Genomic DNA, 16,500 nt, shown 5'->3' with positions numbered 1-16,500 from the left:
CGATGACGCGCCGGTGCCGTCCAACGCGCGGTGCTGCGCGTGTGCGACGGCCGTACCGCATTCGAAAACTTCTTCGCTAACCCATGATCATTCACCCGAATTTCGACCCCGTTGCGATCCATCTCGGGCCGCTGGCCGTGCGCTGGTACGGGCTCATGTATCTCGTCGGCTTCATCGCGGCGATCGTCGTCGGCCGGATCCGCCTGAAGTTGCCGCACGTCGCGGCGCAGGGCTGGACCGCGAAGGACATCGACGACATGATGTTCTACGGCGTGCTCGGCACCGTGCTCGGCGGCCGGCTCGGCTATGTGCTGTTCTACAAGGCCGATTTCTATTTCTCGCATCCGCTCGACGTGTTCAAGGTGTGGGAGGGCGGCATGTCGTTTCACGGCGGCTTCCTCGGCGTGACGCTCGCGATGGTGCTGTTCGCGTGGCAGCGCAAGCGCCACTGGCTGCAGGTCACCGACTTCGTCGCGCCGATGGTGCCGACGGGGCTCGCGGCCGGGCGGCTCGGCAACTTCATCAACGGGGAACTGTGGGGCCGCGTGACCGATCCGTCCGCACCGTGGGCGATGCTGTTCCCGGGCGCGATGCGCGACGATGCGGCGTGGTTGCCGAAGCACCCGGAGCTCGTCGAGAAGTGGCATCTTGCCGACGTGTTCATGCAATACCAGATGCTGCCGCGCCATCCGTCGCAGCTCTATGAAATTGCGCTCGAAGGCATCGCGCTGTTCTTCGCGCTGTTCTTCTTCGCACGCAAGTCGCGGCCGATGGGCGCCGTGTCCGCGCTGTTCCTGATCGGCTACGGGCTCGCGCGCTTCACGGTCGAGTTCGCGCGCGAGCCCGACGATTTCCTCGGCCTGCTCGCGCTCGGCCTGTCGATGGGACAGTGGCTGTCGCTGCCGATGATCCTCGCGGGCGTCGCGCTGATGGTCTGGGCGTATCGCCGCCGGGCGGCGACTGCCGCTGCATGATGCAATGCCGATGCGCGTGCGATCGGCGCGTGCATCGGCACCGTGCAGGTAAACGCAAAACGCCGGCCCTCGGGCCGGCGTTTTTCATTTCGGACTGCCGTGCGCTGCGCGTTACTTCATCTGCACGGAGCCGTTGACGGTGACCGACACGGTGGCCTTGCCGCCCTCGACCGCGATCGGCGCGCTCATCTTTGCGCTGTCCATCGGCGCCGCGGCCATCGCCATCATGCGCGGGTACGGCTGCACGTTGCGGCCGCCGCCCACGTTCACGTCGCGGATCGTGTAGCTGCTGTAACCGAATGCCTTTGCGGCTTCATCGGCGCGGGCACGGAACGACTTGATCGCTTCCGTCGTCAGCTTCTGCTCGGCCGCGCGCTGCGCTTCGGGCGACAGCGAGAACTCGACGTTCGCGACCTGCATCAGGTTCGACAACTGGCCGGCAAGCTTCGACGCGGCAGCGAAATCGCGCGATTCCAGCGCGACCTCGGTGCGGCCACGCCATGCGGAGATCTTGCCGTCGCGATCGGTGCTCGGGTACACGGAGAATGCGCCCGTGTGGGCGGTGACGCCCGATACGCCCTTTGCCTGCGACAGCGCGGCGTCGGCGCGCTGGTTCAATTGCGCGGTGAGGCTGCCCGGATCCTTGGCCTGCTGCTCGTAGAACAGCGTGATGTGGATGATGTCCTGCGGCACGTCGGCGCTGGCTTGCGACGACAGCGACAGCACGCCTGCCGGCTCCGGAAAGTGCGGGTTCGCGGTTTGCGCGTGCGCGGCGGGCGAGGCGAGCGTCAGCGCGACGGGAACGGCGGCGGCAAGGGCGAGCGACAGCGCGAGTGCGGATTTCTTGGTCATTGTTGGACTCCTTGTGCGAGGGCGTGCACGCGGATCGCGCGTGCACGACGCGGGCGTACCGCGCGACGAAAAAAACGACAGCCGGCCTGATCGGCCGACAGCGGTTGCTTAGGCCGCGCGAAAGTGCCGCGAGTTCCGTTGCGGCGGTGCGTACTGACCAGATTTGACCTTTGGCGTGCGCCTACTTCATCAGCTTTTCGGTGATGAAGCGCCATTCGGCGCGCGTGACCGGCGTGATCGACAGCCGGTTGCCGCGCGCGAGCACGCGCATGTCGGCGAGTTCGTCGTGTTCGCGCAGCGCCGCAAGCGGCACGAGCGCCGCAAGCGGCACGAGCGCCGTTTTTTTCACGTAGCGAACGTCGACGAGCAGCCACCGTGGTGCTTCCTGAGTCGACTTCGGATCGTAATAGGGGCTTTTCGGGTCGAACTGCGTGGGGTCGGGGTAGGGCGTCGACGACACTTCGGCGAGGCCCGCGATGCCCGGCTCGGGGCAACTCGAGTGATAGAACAGCACGCCGTCGCCGATCTTCATCGTGTCGCGCATGAAATTGCGCGCCTGATAGTTGCGCACGCCGGTCCACGGCAGCGAGCGCTGCGGTGCGTTGGCGAGATCGTCGATGCTTGCTTCGTCCGGTTCGGACTTCATCAGCCAGTATTGCATGGATCGTGATCGACGCAGAAAGAGGCTGCTACAAAAGAAAACGGCACCGGGCTTCGCCCGATGCCGTTGGATAGGCCCCCGCCTTGGCCGCTAGGCCGGCATCCTGAACCTGAGGTTCAGAATTGGTCGCAGTTAGCAGCACTTCGGGTACATCAGACAGAGTGACGCGCGCGCCCGTGCTACAAATTTCCGCAACCGTGCACATGGCATTGGTTCAAGGAATATATGACCTTGGCGAACCAGGCAGGGAAGCTGACTGAACTGTGTTTCGTTGCGCCAATTTGACCACCGTTGATCGCCGAGATCAAGGGGAATCGACGCATCGATCAAACGTTACTGCGTCTCGTGCTGTGCGAGCACCGCGCCGAGTTGTTCGTTCATCTGGTGCATTGTACGACGGATTTCTTCCGCCGGAAATGCTTCACCGTGGCGCACGCTCGTTTGCAGCCGCAGCAATTCGGACGCGAGCGACAGCGCGGCCATCACTGCGATGCGATCGGTGCCGCGTACCGAGCTGTTCGAGCGGATTTTCGACATTTCGGCGTCGACGCGCGCGACCGCTTCGAGCAGCGCCGCTTCGGTCTCGGCCGAACAGGCGAGCCGATAGGCCTGACCGAGAATCGAGACTTCGATCTGCTTGGTGCTCATGCATGTTCTCCGTGGCTGGCCGCGTCATCGCCATCCGTACGCGCCTGCGCATCCAGCAGGTCGAGCTGGTTGTCGGCTTGCTCCGCACTTTTCGAGCGCGGCAGCTTTTCGAGAATCGCGTTCAGTTTCACCTGGGCGTCGTCGATCTTTGCCGACAGCGTGTCACGCTCGGCCGCAAGTGCATTGCGTTCATCGCGCAGTTGCGCGAGTTCCGCGCGGACAGTGTCCGCATCCGCGCGCAATTGCGCGACCTGCTCCTCGAGCGCGAGCCGTTCCGAGTGATAGCGCTTGTTCAGCGAAATCAGACGGCCAATATTTTGAGATAGGGTTTCGAGTTCGTTGAGCATTTGCTGCGTCCTCTAAAGACCCAGCATTTTAGCGCGGAATAACGCGCAATCCGACATCTGTAACGTTTCCAGTCGTAACACCCCTGCTTCTTGCCGCGAATCGGCGGGTCCCGTGCGTGTCCGGACGCTTCCTTGACGCTCGCGCGACCCGCTCCTAAACTGGCGCCGCCTCGGTGCTCGCGCGTGGAACGCGCGGTTAAACGGGAAGCAGGGCGCGGGCGCCAGACGCTCGCCAACCTGCGCTGCCCCCGCAACGGTAAGCGGCCGCGTCTCGTGACGCAGGCCGGCTCGGGCGCGTTTCGTGTGCAAGTCCTGCATGCGGGCGCGGGCCACTGCGCGTCATCGCGCGGGAAGGCGAGCCGGACCGCCGCCAGCCCGGATACCGGCCGAGACGGGGAGCCCGCACGGGCTTCGTGACGCGCGGCCCGCGGGGAGGCGGGGCGCGCCATGCTTCATGGAATCTTCTTCGATGCTGACCCCAATCGTCCGCGCGGCGTTCAGGTCACGACCGGCCGGCACCCGCAAGCGGGTACGCCGCACGTCGTGTGCGGCGCCGTGCGCGGCATGAGCGCCGCACGCGCTGCCGCGATCTGGGCCGGGCTGGCCGCCATGGTTGCGCTGCTGTTCGTCGCGTCGCTGTCGATCGGCAGCGTGCCGATGTCGCCATGGCAGGCGCTCGCGTCGCTCGTGCCGCATGGCGGCGACGCGCTGTTCGCCGATATCGTCCGCACGCTGCGCCTGCCGCGCGCACTTGCCGGCTTCGCATGCGGCGCGCTGCTCGCGCTGGCCGGCGCACTGCTGCAGGTACTGTTGCGCAATCCGCTCGCGGAGCCGTACGTGCTCGGCGTGTCGGGTGGCGCGGCCGGCTTCGCGCTCGTCGCGATGATCGCGGGCGGCGCGTGGTGGCTCGTCGATGCGTCGGCGTTCGCCGGCTCGCTCGTGTCGGTCGCGCTCGTGCTCGGTCTCGCGCGCCGCGAGCTGGGGCGCGCCGAATCGCGCGATGCGTCGCCGCGGTTGCTGCTCACGGGCGTCGTGATCGCGGCCGGGTGGGGCGCACTCGTCACGCTGCTGCTGTCGCTCGCGCCCGACGCACGCCTGCGCGGGATCATCTTCTGGCTGACCGGCGACCTCAACGGCGTGACCGCGCCGTGGTTCGCGTGGGGGCGCTGCTGCTGGCCGGCTGCGTCGCGCTGCCGGCCGCGCCGCAACTGAACGTGCTGCTGCGCGGCGACGCGACCGCGCTCGCGCTCGGCGTGCCCGTTGCGCGCGTGCGCGTGCGGATCTATCTCGTCGCGTCGCTGGCCGCTGCAGCCGCGGTGACGACGGCCGGCACGATCGGCTTCGTCGGTCTCGTCGTGCCGCATGCGCTGCGGCTCGCCTTCGGCAACGACCAGCGAATGCTGTTGCCCGCCGCGATGCTCGCGGGCGGCGGCGGCGTGATGGCGGCCGACCTGCTCGCACGCACCGTGATCGCGCCCGCGCAATTGCCGGTCGGCGTGATGACCGCGTTGATCGGCGTGCCGGTGTTCCTGTGGATGTTGTTGAGGAGGTCGATGCGATGACGAGGGCCGCACTGCACGCCACGGCCGGCGACATGAGCTGCGCGGCCGTCGGCCTGACGCTGAAGGCCGGCGCGCGTACGCTGCTCGACGGCTTCACCCAGGTGTTTCGTCCCGCCGAGATCTGGTGCGTCGTCGGGCCGAACGGCGCGGGCAAGACGACGCTGCTCGCGACACTCGCAGGGCTGCAGCCGCCGGCCGGCGGACACGTCGAGATCGATGGCCGGCGGCTTGCCGCATGGCCACCCGAGCAGCTCGCGCAGCGCCGCGCGCTGATGCCGCAGCAACTGCACGACGCATTCAGCGCGACCGTGTTCGACACGGTGCTGCTCAACCGTTTTCCGTATCTCGGTGGTTGGGGCTGGGAGCGTGACGGCGATCGCGCGGCCGCGCATGACGCGCTGGCAACGTTCGACCTCGCTGCGCTGGCGTCGCGCGACGTGCTGTCGCTGTCGGGCGGCGAGCGGCAACGCGTCGCGCTCGCCGCGACGCTGTGCCAGGATGCGCCGCTGATGCTGCTCGACGAGCCGCTCGCGCATCTCGACCTGCATCATCAGATCGATTGCCTGACCGCGCTGGCCGCCTGGCTCGACGCAGGCCCGCGCACGGTGCTGTTCTCGTGCCATGATCTGAATCTCGCACGGCGTTTCGCGACGCACGCACTGCTGCTCGACGGTCGCGGCCATGCGTGGGCCGGCCCCGTGCACGACGTGCTGACGCCCGAGCGCGCGAGCGACGCGTTCGGCTATCCGCTCGTGCTGATCCGCGAGAACGGCCGCGATGCGCTGCTGCCGGCGTGGCCCGAGCGACAATGATCTTTCCTTTTTCGATGCGCGGCGCATGCCGCGCCAACGACACGGCTTCCTGATGACGACCCCGACCCACTTCCCGCCGCCGATCGCGCCGCTCGACGAGGTGCTGCGCAAGCGCCTGCAGCACGTGATCGACCACAAGACCAAACCGCCCGGCAGCCTCGGCCAGCTCGAGGCGATCGCGTTGCAGATCGGCCTGATCCAGCATACCGAGCGGCCGGTCGTGCAGCGTCCCGTGATGATCGTGTTTGCCGGCGATCACGGGATCGCCGCCGAGGGCGTGAGTCCTTATCCGCAAGCGGTGACCGCACAGATGGTCGCGAACTTCCTCGCGGGCGGCGCGGCGATCAACGCATTCTCCGGTGTCGCGCAGAGTACGCTCGAGATCGTCGATGCGGGTGTTGCGTCGCCGCTGCCGCTGTCCGACCGGCTGGTGTCGCTGCCGGTCGCGCGCGGCACGCGCAACTTCGCGGCGGAGCCGGCGATGACGCGCGACGAGGCGATGACGGCGCTCGCGGCCGGCGCGGCACGCGTGCGCCTGCATGCGTCGCTCGGCACGAACGTGATCGGTTTCGGCGAGATGGGAATCGCGAATACGTCGTCGGCTGCGTGCCTGATGAGCCGCCTGCTCAGCGTGCCGATCGACGCGTGCGTCGGGCGCGGCACGGGCCTCGACGACCAGGGCCTCGCGCACAAGCGCGCGGTGCTCGGACGCGCGCTCGTCAAGCACTCGCACGCGATTGCGCCGCTCGACGTGCTCGCAACGTTCGGCGGCTTCGAGATCGCGATGATGACGGGCGCATATCTCGCGGCCGCGAGCGAGCGGATGACGATCCTCGTCGACGGCTTCATCGCGACGGCCGCGCTGCTGGTTGCCGAGCGCATCGCGCCCGGCGTGCGCGACTACTGCGTGTTCTCGCATGCGTCGCACGAGGCCGGGCACCGGCGCATGCTCGAGCATTTCGGCGCGAAGCCGCTGCTCGCGCTCGACCTGCGGCTCGGCGAAGGCACGGGCGCCGCGCTCGCGCTGCCGCTCGTGCGTGCGGCCGCCGCATTCCTCACGGAGATGGCGAGCTTCGAATCCGCCGGCGTCGACAATCGTGACGCCTGATCGCGCGCGCGGCGTGCAGGCCGAACTGCGCTACTTCTTCGTCGCGCTCGGCTATTTCACGCGTGTGCCCGTGCCGCGCTCGATCGGCTACGCGGCCGGCGATCTCGACCAGGCCGCCCGCTATTTCCCGCTCGTCGGCGCATGCGTCGGCGCGTGGGGCGCGCTCGTCTATCTCGCTGCGCTGCGCGTGCTGCCGCCGTCGATCGCGGTCGGGTTGTCGATGGCCGCGACGCTGCTCGCCACGGGCGCCTTTCACGAGGACGGCCTGGCTGACAGCTGCGACGCGTTCGGCGGCGGCTATACGCGCGACGACGTGCTGCGCATCATGCACGACTCGCGGATCGGCACGTTCGGTGCGGTCGCGCTCGTGATCTCGCTCGGCGTGAAATGGCAGGCGCTCGCGTCCATGCTGCCGTTGCGTGCCGCGTGGACGATGATCGCCGCGCACGCCGCGAGCCGGGCGGTGGCTGTGAGCCTGCTGATGACGCTCGACTACGTGCGGCCGGAGGGCAAGGCGAAGCCGGTCGCGCAACGAATGGGCGCACGCGCGGCGTGCGTCGCGGCGCTGTTCGGATTGCCCTGGCTGTTCTGGCCCGACTGGCGCATGGGCGCCGCCGCATGCGTTGCGCTCGTGCTCGTGCGCGCGTGGGCCGCCCGCTACTTCGTGAAGCGGATCGGCGGCTATACGGGCGACTGTCTCGGCTTCACACAGCAACTGTGCGAACTGGCGATCTATCTCGTGGTGCTCGGATGGACGTCGTCCTGATCCGTCATCCGGCCGTCGGTATCGAGCCGGGCATCTGCTACGGACGCAGCGACGTGCCGCTCGCTGCATCTGCCGATGCCGGCGCGCAGGCCGTGCGCGCGCATCTGTCGGCACTCCGTGCGCCGCTTCCCGAACAGGTCTGGACGAGCCCGCTGACGCGCTGCGCGTCGGTTGCCGAACGGCTCGCGCGGGCATGCGACGTGCCGCTGCGGCGCGACGCGGACTGGCAGGAAATGGATTTCGGCGCGTGGGAAATGCGGCGCTGGGACGATATCGATCGCGCGGCGCTCGATGCGTGGGCGGCCGATCTGATGCATGCGTGTGCGCATGGCGGCGAAAGCGTTGCGCGGTTTGCCGCGCGGGTCGTGGGTCGGGTCGACGCGGTGGCGCAGTTCGACCGGCCGCAGTGGGTCGTCACGCATGCAGGCGTGATCCGTGCGTTTGCATCGCATGTATTGCGCGTGCCGCTCGATACGTTGCTGTCGCGCCCCGTACCGACAGGGGGTGTCGTCTGGCTGCGCGCGGATGCTGCCACGCGAACGTGGGAAGCGATGCACTGGGACGAATAGGCGCGTTGGCCACTGCGTGCGAACGATGCAGCGCGCGGTCGATTCGTCTCAGGCATCCGGCACGCGATGAACGCGCAAGTCGCCGGAAATCAGCGTGGCCGCCGCGCACGCGCGGCGTCGAGATCCTCGCACAGCGCAGCCGCACCATGCGCGATCCGCGGCGACGGCCGTGTCAGCAGATCGCCGTCGATCGCGAACAGATTGTTGCGTGCCACGGCCGTCAGTGCGGGCCACGCGCGCCAGCGCGCGAGGCTCGGCAGCGGTTCGTCGGAGCGCGTCGTACCGGCACTGGTCGTCACGATCGCCTCCGGATTGGCCGCGAGCACGGCCTCGTCGGTGACGGTCGGCACGAGCGGCTTGAGCGACGCGAACACGTTGCGGCCGCCGCACAGCTCGATCACGTCGTTGATCAGGTGCGCACCATTGAGCGTCATCAGCGGCCGATCCCAGACCTGGAAGAACATCGTGACGGGCGTTCGTGCTGAGTAACGCGTGCGCAGCGCCGCGATGTCGCGCGTATAGGCGGCTGCGGCCGCATCGGCAGCCGGTTGCGTGCCGAGCAGCGTGCCGAGCCGGCGCAGCGACGACGCGACGTCGTCGAGATGCTTCGGTTCGCTGAAGAACAGCGGGATGTGCAGCGCGTGCAGCGCGTCGGTCTGCCGCTCGGCGTTGCCGTGCCGCCAGACGACGATCAGGTCGGGCTTCAGCGCGGCGATCCGCTCGAGATCGAGCGCCTTGTTGTCGCCGACGCGCGGTATCGCTTGCGCGGCGGGCGGATAGTCGCTGTACGTGACGGTGCCGACGAGCTTTGCGCCGCCGCCGGCCGCGTAGACGAGTTCGGTCGCGTGCGGCGCGAGGCTGATCACGCGCTGCGCGGGCGCCGGCAGCGTGACTGCGTTGCCGGCGTCGTCGCGCGTCGAGACATCGGCGTGGACGAGTGGTGCGTAGGCGAGCGCGACGAGTTGCGCGATTGGCGCGAGCCGGCGAAGCATGCGTGGATTCATGCGGGTTGCCGTTGCAGCGTCGGCACGCAGCGCGCGAGCGCGTCGCCGAGGCGCTGCCATTCCACTTCGCTCCCCGGCAGGCCGATGCGTACGCTCGACGGTATCGGGAAGTGCCGCGTCCAGACCCCGCATGCCGCGAGTGCCGCATGCAGTGCCGCGGCGCGCGGGTCATCGGTCCAGCTGAAGAGCGGCGTCGCGCGAACCGCGAAGCCGTGCGCGCGCAGCAAGGCGGCCAGCCGCTCGCCGTCGGCCGCGAGCCGTTCGCGGGCGGCGGCCTGCCATGCGCGATCGGCGAACGCCGCGGCGACCGCGTGGCGGGCGGGGCCGCCGACCGTCCACGCGCCGAGCATGTCGCGCAGCGCAACGATCTGGTCAGGACATGCGAGCACGAAGCCTGCGCGGATGCCGGCGAGCCCGAAGAACTTGCCGACCGAACGCAGCACGACGAGTCCGGGGCGATCGACGTGCGGCGCAAGCGACCGTGTCGCGCCCGTATCGGCGAATGCCTCGTCGACGATCAGCGTGCCGCCGCGCGCCGCCAGTTGCGCGTGCCAAGCGAGCAGGCGCTCGGCCGGCACGAATTCGGCGGTCGGATTATTCGGATTCCCGACGATGACGTGACGCAACGTCGCAGGCAGCGTATCCGCATTGATGTCGAGCGCGACGACGCGATGGCCGTGGCGCGCAAAGGCGGGCGCGTATTCGCCGTACGCGAGCGCCGCGACGCCGGCGTCGCCGGCCGGCAGCAACGCGGGCAATGCGCGGATGGCTGCCTGGCTACCGGCGACCGGCAGCACGTGTGCAGGATCGGGCGCGTGGTAGTACTGCGCGGCGCAGGCCGCGAGGCCGTCGCCGTCGTCGGGCAGCCGGCGCCATGCGTCGGCCGGGACGGGCGGGACCGGATAGCCGACCGGATTGATGCCGGTCGACAGGTCGAGCCATGCGTCGTACGGAATGCCGTGGCGGCGCGCGGCTTCATGCAGGTTGCCGCCGTGTGCGATGCGGGTGTCAGACATGATGGGTGGCCATGGCGAGTGCGCCGCTCGCGACCAGCAGCGCGAGCCACAGGGCAAGCGTGCGCGTGACGAGCGACAGTGCGGCGACGATGTGGACGGCGGTTGCCGCGGCGCCGGTGCCGAGCGCGGGACGATCCTCGATCTCGCCGTGATAGACGGCCGGGCCGCCGAGCTGCACGTTCAGGCTGCCGGCACCGGCAGCCATCACCGGGCCTGCGTTCGGGCTGTCCCAGTGGCGCGCCTGCGTGCGCCAGCAGCGCCATGCGGCGGCCGTGTCGCCGAGCAGCGCGTAGCTCGCGGCCGTGAGGCGCGCGGGAATCCAGTTCAACGCGTCGTCGAGGCGCGCGGCGGCCCAGCCGAAGGTCAGGAAGCGCGGCGTGCGGTAGCCCCACATCGCGTCGAGCGTATTCGCGAGCCGGAACAGCAGCGCGCCGGGACCGCCCGCGACGACGAACCAGAACAGCGCACCGAAGATCGCGTCGTTGCCGTTCTCGAGCGCGGATTCGACGGCCGCGCGCGACAGCGCGCCTTCGTCCGCGTCGCTCGTGTCGCGCGACACGATGCGCGCGGTCAGCGCGCGGGCGGCGCCGAGGTCATGCCGCAGCAAGGCGGCAGCGATCGGCGCGACGTGGTCGGCAAGGCTTTTCGCGCCGAGCGCGAACCACAACAGCGCGATGTGCAGCGCGGCTGCGAGCGGCCACGGCAGCGCGGTCGTGAGCCATGCCGCGATGGCGACCGGCGGCACGACCGTCGCGACCCACGCGGCGACGCCGACCACGCGGCCGCGCCGGCCCGTGTTCAGCGCGCCTTCGATGCGCGCGGCGAGGCGGCCGAATGCGACGAGCGGGTGCCAGCCGGCCGGTTCGCCGATCGCGCGGTCGATGATCACGGCCGCGACCGCGAACATCGCGACGACGGGCAGCGACAGCATCAGCATGACGGGGCTCCCGTCTTGAGTTCGAGCGGCAGCCCGGCGACGAGCAGCGTCACGCGCGTGGCGAGCGCGGCGACGCGCTGGTTCAGGCGCCCGAGTTCGTCGACATAGCGCCGCGTGACCGAGCCAAGCGGCACGACGCCGAGCCCGATCTCGTTGCTGACGACGATCACCTTCGCGCGCGCGCCGCGCAACGCGTGCTCGAGCCGGTCGACCTGCACCGCGTACTGCGCATCGTCGAGCGGTTCGCCGTCGGCGGGGCACAGCAGGTTCGTGAGCCACAGCGTCAGGCAGTCGACGAGCAGGCACGCGTGCGGATCGTCGAGCCGCGCAAGCGTGCCGGCGAGGTCGACGGGGGCATCGGCGAAACCCCAGTCGGCCGGCCGGCGCGCGCGATGGTGCGCGATGCGCTGCGCGAATTCGGCATCGGCGGCGGTCGCGGTCGCGATGTAGGTGACGGGGAGGCCGCTGTCGGCGGCGAGCCGCTCGGCATGTGCGCTCTTGCCCGAGCGCGCGCCGCCGAGGACGAAGGTGAGGTCGTGCGGAATCATCGCGTGATTGTAACGGCGCGGGCATGGCGGCGCGGGGGATAATGCGGCCTTTGCTTCGCGACGACCTCTACACGATGAATGCACCCGAGCCGCGGCCGCGCGGCACGCTGATGATCCAGGGCACGACGTCCGATGCCGGCAAGAGCACGCTGGTTGCCGGCCTGTGTCGGCTCGCGCGCCGCGCCGGCGCGCGCGTTGCGCCGTTCAAGCCGCAGAACATGGCGCTCAACAGCGCGGTGACGGCCGACGGCGGCGAGATCGGCCGCGCACAGGCGCTGCAGGCCCTGGCCGCGGGCGTCGCGCCGCATACGGATTTCAACCCCGTGCTGCTGAAGCCCACGAGCGACCGCGGCGCGCAGGTGATCATTCACGGCAAGGCGCGCATGAACCTCAATGCGCGTGCGTATCACGACTACAAGCCGGTCGCGTTCGACGCGGTGCTCGAGTCGTACGCGCGCCTGCGCGCCGGCTACGACACGGTGATCGTCGAAGGCGCCGGCAGCCCTGCCGAGATCAACCTGCGCGACGGCGACATCGCGAACATGGGGTTTGCCGAACGCGTCGATTGCCCGGTCGTGCTCGTCGCCGACATCGACCGCGGCGGCGTGTTCGCGCACCTGGTCGGCACGCTCGCGTGCCTGTCGGACAGCGAGCGTGCGCGCGTGCGCGGCTTCGTGATCAACCGTTTTCGCGGGGACCTCAAGCTGCTCGAACCGGGGCTCGACTGGCTGCGCGCGCAGACGGGCAAGCCCGTGTTCGGCGTGCTGCCGTACCTGCACGGGCTGCTGCTCGACGCCGAGGACATGCTGCCCGCTCAGGCACGCAGCGCCGCCTCACGTGGCGATGCCGGCGTGCTGCGCGTGGTCGTGCCGGCGCTGCCGCGCATCAGCAACCACACCGATTTCGATCCGCTGCGCGCGCATCCGCAGGTCGAATTCACGTACTGGAAGAGCGGGCCCGTGCCCGACGCCGACCTGCTGATCCTGCCCGGTTCGAAGAGCGTGCAGCGCGACCTCGCGTGGCTGCGCGACGCGGGCTGGGACACGCTGATTCGTCGCCACCTGCGCTACGGCGGCAAGGTGATCGGCATCTGCGGCGGGATGCAGATGCTCGGCCGCACGCTCGACGATCCGCTCGGCCTCGAAGGGGCGCCCGGCAGCGTGCCGGGGCTCGGCCTGCTCGATTTCGACACGACGCTGCAGCCCGACAAGACGCTGAAGAACGTGACAGGGCATCTCGCGCTGCCGGGCGGGGCTACCGTGCGCGGCTACGAAATCCACATGGGCGATACGCACGGGCCTGCGCTCGCGTCGCCCGCGCTGGCGCTGGCAGCCGACACCGCGCAGGACGGCACACGCCCCGACGGCGCGGTGTCCGACGACGGCCAGATTCTCGCGACCTACGTGCACGGGCTGTTCGACTCGCCGGACGCCTGCACGGCGCTCCTCGCATGGGCCGGGCTCGACGGCGCGGAGCGCATCGATTATCCGGCGCTGCGCGAGGCATCGCTCGAACGGCTGGCCGACTCGTTCGCCAACCATCTCGACCTCGACGCGCTGTACGCCGAGTTTCGTTGACGGGGGTTGGGCCGTGCTCGCTTTTTCCGCCGGATCGCGTACAACACAGAGGGGCGGAGGTCCGCCCGGAGGAGTGCGACGATGAAGGCTCGATGGGGGTGGAGCGTGCTGCTCGCGGCGCTGCTGGGCGTGTCGGCGGTTGCACACGCGTGCGATTCGTACGTACCGGGCGGCAGCCAGACCGGTTCCGGCGACGCCACGCAAGGCAAGAGCGGTTACTGAAGCAGGTTGCGGGGCATGATCGGTCATGCCCCTTTTTTACGCCCCGATTAATTCCACATGGGAATCAGTTAAAGCGAATTAGCGAGTTTATCGGCCGAATTGATTCGAATAGAGTGCAAGCCATTCACACCACTCACGAAGGAATTCGCCATGAACCCCAATCGCCTCAACGATTTCGCCGCGACCCTGCTGCGCGTCGCGCTCGGCGTGCTGTACCTCGCGCACGTCGCGCAGAAGGTGTTCGTCTTCACGCTGCCCGGCACCGCGCAGTTCTTTGCATCGATCGGCCTGCCGGGCTGGCTCGCGTACCTGACGACGTTCGTCGAGCTGGCCGGCGGCCTCGCGCTGCTTGCGGGCTTCCGTGTGCGCGTCGCCGCACTCGTGCTGCTGCCGTTCATGCTCGGCGCAACCGCTACGCATCTGCCGAACGGCTGGAGCTTCGCGTCTCCGCACGGCGGCTGGGAATATCCGGCGTTCTGGGCTGTCACGCTCGCCGTGCAGGCGCTGCTGGGCGGCGGCGCGTTCGCGCTCGGCGCACGGGAGGCCGCGGTTCAGCGTGCGTAAGGGATAGGTAAGCGTACGCGGAGCGGCGCAACCCGTTCCGGTGACCCCCCGTTTGCCGATATCATCGCTCCCTGTATCCGCAATCGAGCGGCGCCTGCCATGCGGCGGGCGCCGCGCGGCTTTTTCGGGGGAATTCATGACGGTGATCGTGGTGGCGAATCCGAAGGGCGGCGTGGGGAAGAGCACGCTGTCCACCAATCTTGCCGGCTATTTCGCGGCGCAGGGCGCGTGGGTCGCGCTCGCCGACCTGGACCGGCAGCAGTCCGCGCATGCGTGGCTCGACCTGCGGCCGGCCGGATTGCCGCCGATCGAGGCATGGGAACTCGACCCGGACGCGCCGACGAAGCCGCCGCGCGGCCTCGAATACGCGGTGATCGATACGCCGGCCGGCCTGCATGGCAACCGGCTCAACGTCGCGCTGCAACTGGCCGACAAGGTGATCGTGCCGCTGCAGCCGTCGATGTTCGATATCCTGGCCACGCAGCAGTTTCTGGAGCGCCTCGCCGGCGAGAAGGCCGTGCGCAAGGGCAGCGTCGAGGTCGGGATCGTCGGGATGCGGGTCGATGCGCGCACGCGCTCGTCCGACCAGCTTCACCGGTTCGTCGAAGGGCTCGGCCTGCCGGTGCTCGGCTACGTGCGCGACACGCAGAACTACGTGCAGATCGCCGCGCACGGCCTGACGCTGTGGGACGTCGCGAAGAGCCGCGTCGAGAAGGATCTCGAACAGTGGCGGCCGATCGTCGAATGGGCCGAGCGCCGGGCGCCGAAAGCAGAGAAGGCGGAGAAGGCCGCCAAGGCGTCCTGATCCGCGCGGCCGCCGCCGGGGCGGCGCGCGATGAAACGATAAAGGGCCGGATGGCGTCGAGTACGCCATCCGGCCCTTCGGCCACGAGCGGCACGGCCGCTCCCGCGCGCCACGGCACGCGGGCAGGTGGTCAGGTCAGGTCCAGTTCTGCGTCGGCACGTGATCGCGGTGGCCCTTGATCTTGTTGCCGTCGTCGATGAACACGAGCTTCGGCTTCCAGCCGGCCTGCAGCTCGGCTTCGTCGACCATCGCGAAGGCTGCGATGATCACGAGGTCGCCCAGTTGCGCACGACGCGCGGCCGAGCCGTTCAGCGAGATCATCCCGCTGCCGCGCTCACCCTTGATCGCGTACGTCGAGAAGCGCTCGCCGTTGTTGATGTTCCAGATGTCGATCCGTTCGTTCTCGATGATGCCCGATGCTTCGAGCAGGTCTTCGTCGATCGCGCACGAGCCTTCGTAATGCAGCTCGCAGTGCGTGACGGCCGCACGGTGGATCTTCGATTTGAGCATGTGGCGCTGCATGGTGTCTCCGTGATGCGTGAGAGGCGCGGGCGGGGCGGCCCGTCAGATTTCCAGGTTGTCGATGAGGCGCGTCGCGCCGAGCTTCGCGGCGGCGACGACGACGAGCGGTTCGCCGGCTTCGAGCTGGGCCGCGTCCGGCGCGATCAGGTTCGCGCGGCGGCGGATCGAGATGTAGTCGGGCGCCCAGCCGCGGCCGGCCAGATGCGTGCGGGCCATTTCCTCGAGCTTGCCGAGGTCGCGCTCGCCGCCGAGCACGCTTTCGCGGATGCGTTGCAGCGTTTTCGCGAGTTCGGGCGCTTCGCTGCGCTCGTCGGCCGACAGGTAGCGATTGCGCGACGACAGCGCGAGGCCGTCCTCGTCGCGCACGGTTTCGGCGGCGATGATGTCGACCGGCAGCGCGAGCTGCTGGCACATGCGGCGCACGATCATCAGCTGCTGGTAGTCCTTCTTGCCGAACACGGCGACGCGCGGCTGCACGCAGGCCATCAGCTTCGCCACGACCGTGCACACGCCGGTGAAGAAGCCGGGCCGGAATTCCCCTTCGAGGATCCCGCCGAGATCGTCCGGCGGCAGCACGCGGTATTCCTGCGGTTCCGGGTACATGTCGCGCTCGGTCGGCGCGAACAGCACGTAGACGTTTTCCTTCTGCAGCTTCTCGATATCGTCCTGGAGCGTGCGCGGATACTTGTCGAAATCCTCGTTCGGGCCGAATTGCAGCCGGTTGACGAAGATGCTCGCCACGACCGGGTCGCCGTGCTGGCGCGCAAGGCGCATCAGCGACAGGTGCCCTTCGTGCAGGTTGCCCATCGTCGGCACGAACGCCGTGCGGTTCTGGCCGCGCAGCTGGTCGCGCAGTTCATGGATCGAGCTGATGACTTTCATGATCGGGTAGCGGGTTCCTCGCGCTGGCGCGCGTTGGCGCCGCAGCAGCGGCGTCGGGGTCGAAGCGGAGAACGCCGGCGCGCGGGCGGCGCATCGGGCGTCGGCGGATTGTAGAGGATTTGGC

At 69.1% G+C, this 16,500-nt stretch carries 19 protein-coding genes, 1 other RNA gene, 1 pseudogene and 1 riboswitch; of the genes and pseudogenes, 10 read left to right on the top strand and 11 right to left on the bottom strand.

What is annotated here, in order from left to right:
• Window positions 1–83 precede the first annotated feature (83 nt).
• On the top strand, window positions 84–974 hold the full coding sequence (gene lgt, locus LXE91_RS01155) for a prolipoprotein diacylglyceryl transferase (protein WP_039368060.1): 891 nt from the start codon (window positions 84–86) through the stop codon (window positions 972–974).
• A 111-nt stretch (window positions 975–1,085) separates the two neighbouring features.
• Here lgt and LXE91_RS01150 read toward each other — a convergent pair whose 3' ends face one another.
• The 5 genes from LXE91_RS01150 to LXE91_RS01130 form a co-directional block, all read right to left on the bottom strand.
• Window positions 1,086–1,826 carry an SIMPL domain-containing protein gene (locus tag LXE91_RS01150; protein WP_031398447.1) on the bottom strand — a complete coding sequence of 247 codons (741 nt, stop codon included), beginning with the start codon at window positions 1,824–1,826 and terminating at the stop codon, window positions 1,086–1,088.
• A gap of 181 nt (window positions 1,827–2,007) precedes the next feature.
• Window positions 2,008–2,487 carry an EVE domain-containing protein gene (locus LXE91_RS01145; RefSeq protein ID WP_039368055.1) on the bottom strand — a complete coding sequence of 160 codons (480 nt, stop codon included), beginning with the start codon at window positions 2,485–2,487 and terminating at the stop codon, window positions 2,008–2,010.
• Between the two features lie 71 nt (window positions 2,488–2,558).
• Window positions 2,559–2,740, bottom strand: a non-coding RNA gene (gene ssrS / locus LXE91_RS01140) — 6S RNA.
• 80 nt (window positions 2,741–2,820) lie between these two features.
• On the bottom strand, window positions 2,821–3,135 hold the full coding sequence (locus tag LXE91_RS01135; protein WP_011352906.1) for a cell division protein ZapA: 315 nt from the start codon (window positions 3,133–3,135) through the stop codon (window positions 2,821–2,823).
• Complete coding sequence (locus LXE91_RS01130; RefSeq protein WP_021160796.1) at window positions 3,132–3,482, bottom strand: hypothetical protein; 351 nt, start codon at window positions 3,480–3,482, stop codon at window positions 3,132–3,134. Before LXE91_RS01130 ends, LXE91_RS01135 begins: the two co-directional genes overlap by 4 nt.
• A 154-nt stretch (window positions 3,483–3,636) precedes the next feature.
• Window positions 3,637–3,887: riboswitch (cobalamin riboswitch) on the top strand.
• Window positions 3,888–4,046: 159 nt separating this feature from the next.
• Between LXE91_RS01130 and LXE91_RS01125 the strand changes: the two are divergent.
• The 5 genes and pseudogenes from LXE91_RS01125 to cobC all read left to right on the top strand — a co-directional run bounded on the left by LXE91_RS01125 (window position 4,047) and on the right by cobC (window position 8,299).
• Window positions 4,047–5,044: pseudogene (locus tag LXE91_RS01125) on the top strand (FecCD family ABC transporter permease).
• Window positions 5,041–5,856, top strand: coding sequence for an ABC transporter ATP-binding protein (locus tag LXE91_RS01120; RefSeq protein WP_039368050.1), 816 nt, complete (start codon window positions 5,041–5,043; stop codon window positions 5,854–5,856). Before LXE91_RS01125 ends, LXE91_RS01120 begins: the two are co-directional and overlap by 4 nt.
• Window positions 5,857–5,908: 52 nt before the next feature.
• Complete coding sequence (gene cobT, locus LXE91_RS01115; RefSeq protein ID WP_039368436.1) at window positions 5,909–6,964, top strand: nicotinate-nucleotide--dimethylbenzimidazole phosphoribosyltransferase; 1,056 nt, start codon at window positions 5,909–5,911, stop codon at window positions 6,962–6,964.
• Window positions 6,954–7,730 (top strand): adenosylcobinamide-GDP ribazoletransferase, encoded by a 777-nt coding sequence (locus LXE91_RS01110; protein WP_039368047.1) that lies wholly within the window; start codon window positions 6,954–6,956, stop codon window positions 7,728–7,730. The genes cobT and LXE91_RS01110 overlap by 11 nt, the downstream gene beginning before the upstream one ends.
• Entirely contained in the window at window positions 7,715–8,299 is a 585-nt protein-coding gene (gene cobC / locus LXE91_RS01105) for an alpha-ribazole phosphatase (RefSeq protein ID WP_039368044.1), read from the top strand. Before LXE91_RS01110 ends, cobC begins: the two co-directional genes overlap by 16 nt.
• Before the next feature lie 89 nt (window positions 8,300–8,388).
• Here cobC and LXE91_RS01100 read toward each other — a convergent pair whose 3' ends face one another.
• From LXE91_RS01100 to cobU, 4 genes are read right to left on the bottom strand one after another with little or no spacing between them, the layout of a single operon-like run.
• Window positions 8,389–9,303: a cobalamin-binding protein gene (locus tag LXE91_RS01100; RefSeq protein ID WP_039368042.1), complete on the bottom strand. Its 915-nt coding sequence runs from the start codon at window positions 9,301–9,303 to the stop codon at window positions 8,389–8,391.
• Entirely contained in the window at window positions 9,300–10,319 is a 1,020-nt protein-coding gene (gene cobD / locus LXE91_RS01095; protein WP_039368039.1) for a threonine-phosphate decarboxylase CobD, read from the bottom strand. The genes LXE91_RS01100 and cobD overlap by 4 nt, the downstream gene beginning before the upstream one ends.
• A complete protein-coding gene (gene cbiB / locus LXE91_RS01090) occupies window positions 10,312–11,256 on the bottom strand; it encodes an adenosylcobinamide-phosphate synthase CbiB (RefSeq protein ID WP_039368037.1) in 945 nt (314 codons plus the stop codon). Before cbiB ends, cobD begins: the two co-directional genes overlap by 8 nt.
• Window positions 11,250–11,804: a bifunctional adenosylcobinamide kinase/adenosylcobinamide-phosphate guanylyltransferase gene (gene cobU, locus LXE91_RS01085; RefSeq protein WP_039368034.1), complete on the bottom strand. Its 555-nt coding sequence runs from the start codon at window positions 11,802–11,804 to the stop codon at window positions 11,250–11,252. Before cobU ends, cbiB begins: the two co-directional genes overlap by 7 nt.
• A gap of 74 nt (window positions 11,805–11,878) precedes the next feature.
• Here cobU and LXE91_RS01080 point away from each other — a divergent pair, with 74 nt between their 5' ends.
• The 4 genes from LXE91_RS01080 to LXE91_RS01065 all read left to right on the top strand — a co-directional run bounded on the left by LXE91_RS01080 (window position 11,879) and on the right by LXE91_RS01065 (window position 14,972).
• Window positions 11,879–13,381: a cobyric acid synthase gene (locus LXE91_RS01080; RefSeq protein WP_039368433.1), complete on the top strand. Its 1,503-nt coding sequence runs from the start codon at window positions 11,879–11,881 to the stop codon at window positions 13,379–13,381.
• An 81-nt stretch (window positions 13,382–13,462) separates the two neighbouring features.
• Entirely contained in the window at window positions 13,463–13,603 is a 141-nt protein-coding gene (locus LXE91_RS01075) for a hypothetical protein (protein ID WP_172625595.1), read from the top strand.
• A 150-nt stretch (window positions 13,604–13,753) separates the two neighbouring features.
• The gene (locus LXE91_RS01070; protein ID WP_039368031.1) at window positions 13,754–14,167 is read left to right on the top strand and encodes a DoxX family protein; all 414 of its coding nucleotides are present in this window, start codon (window positions 13,754–13,756) and stop codon (window positions 14,165–14,167) included.
• A gap of 136 nt (window positions 14,168–14,303) precedes the next feature.
• On the top strand, window positions 14,304–14,972 hold the full coding sequence (locus LXE91_RS01065) for a ParA family protein (protein ID WP_039368028.1): 669 nt from the start codon (window positions 14,304–14,306) through the stop codon (window positions 14,970–14,972).
• Between the two features lie 135 nt (window positions 14,973–15,107).
• Here the strand turns inward: LXE91_RS01065 and panD are convergent, their stop codons facing one another.
• Both panD and panC read right to left on the bottom strand, forming a co-directional pair.
• Window positions 15,108–15,494, bottom strand: a complete 387-nt coding sequence (gene panD, locus LXE91_RS01060; protein WP_039368025.1) for an aspartate 1-decarboxylase — start codon at window positions 15,492–15,494, stop codon at window positions 15,108–15,110.
• Between the two features lie 42 nt (window positions 15,495–15,536).
• Window positions 15,537–16,376 carry a pantoate--beta-alanine ligase gene (gene panC / locus LXE91_RS01055; protein ID WP_039368022.1) on the bottom strand — a complete coding sequence of 280 codons (840 nt, stop codon included), beginning with the start codon at window positions 16,374–16,376 and terminating at the stop codon, window positions 15,537–15,539.
• Window positions 16,377–16,500: the final 124 nt, after the last annotated feature.

The sequence above is a fragment of the Burkholderia contaminans genome (assembly GCF_029633825.1).
Lineage (GTDB): Bacteria > Pseudomonadota > Gammaproteobacteria > Burkholderiales > Burkholderiaceae > Burkholderia > Burkholderia contaminans.
The sequence above is the reverse complement of the archived record's forward strand: the minus strand, read 5'-3'. Positions and strand labels throughout refer to the sequence as shown.

What these genes read in the sequence shown, in the direction of transcription:
- cobC (WP_039368044.1), top strand. Translation starts at nt 7,715, where the DNA reads ATGGACGTCGTCCTGATCCGTCATCCGGCCGTCGGTATCGAGCCGGGC.
- LXE91_RS01130 (WP_021160796.1), bottom strand. Translation starts at nt 3,482, where the DNA reads ATGCTCAACGAACTCGAAACCCTATCTCAAAATATTGGCCGTCTGATT.
- panD (WP_039368025.1), bottom strand. Translation starts at nt 15,494, where the DNA reads ATGCAGCGCCACATGCTCAAATCGAAGATCCACCGTGCGGCCGTCACG.
- lgt (WP_039368060.1), top strand. Translation starts at nt 84, where the DNA reads ATGATCATTCACCCGAATTTCGACCCCGTTGCGATCCATCTCGGGCCG.
- cbiB (WP_039368037.1), bottom strand. Translation starts at nt 11,256, where the DNA reads ATGCTGATGCTGTCGCTGCCCGTCGTCGCGATGTTCGCGGTCGCGGCC.
- LXE91_RS01065 (WP_039368028.1), top strand. Translation starts at nt 14,304, where the DNA reads ATGACGGTGATCGTGGTGGCGAATCCGAAGGGCGGCGTGGGGAAGAGC.
- LXE91_RS01120 (WP_039368050.1), top strand. Translation starts at nt 5,041, where the DNA reads ATGACGAGGGCCGCACTGCACGCCACGGCCGGCGACATGAGCTGCGCG.
- LXE91_RS01070 (WP_039368031.1), top strand. Translation starts at nt 13,754, where the DNA reads ATGAACCCCAATCGCCTCAACGATTTCGCCGCGACCCTGCTGCGCGTC.
- cobU (WP_039368034.1), bottom strand. Translation starts at nt 11,804, where the DNA reads ATGATTCCGCACGACCTCACCTTCGTCCTCGGCGGCGCGCGCTCGGGC.
- cobT (WP_039368436.1), top strand. Translation starts at nt 5,909, where the DNA reads ATGACGACCCCGACCCACTTCCCGCCGCCGATCGCGCCGCTCGACGAG.
- LXE91_RS01075 (WP_172625595.1), top strand. Translation starts at nt 13,463, where the DNA reads ATGAAGGCTCGATGGGGGTGGAGCGTGCTGCTCGCGGCGCTGCTGGGC.
- cobD (WP_039368039.1), bottom strand. Translation starts at nt 10,319, where the DNA reads ATGTCTGACACCCGCATCGCACACGGCGGCAACCTGCATGAAGCCGCG.
- LXE91_RS01150 (WP_031398447.1), bottom strand. Translation starts at nt 1,826, where the DNA reads ATGACCAAGAAATCCGCACTCGCGCTGTCGCTCGCCCTTGCCGCCGCC.
- LXE91_RS01080 (WP_039368433.1), top strand. Translation starts at nt 11,879, where the DNA reads ATGAATGCACCCGAGCCGCGGCCGCGCGGCACGCTGATGATCCAGGGC.
- LXE91_RS01145 (WP_039368055.1), bottom strand. Translation starts at nt 2,487, where the DNA reads ATGCAATACTGGCTGATGAAGTCCGAACCGGACGAAGCAAGCATCGAC.
- panC (WP_039368022.1), bottom strand. Translation starts at nt 16,376, where the DNA reads ATGAAAGTCATCAGCTCGATCCATGAACTGCGCGACCAGCTGCGCGGC.
- LXE91_RS01100 (WP_039368042.1), bottom strand. Translation starts at nt 9,303, where the DNA reads ATGAATCCACGCATGCTTCGCCGGCTCGCGCCAATCGCGCAACTCGTC.
- LXE91_RS01135 (WP_011352906.1), bottom strand. Translation starts at nt 3,135, where the DNA reads ATGAGCACCAAGCAGATCGAAGTCTCGATTCTCGGTCAGGCCTATCGG.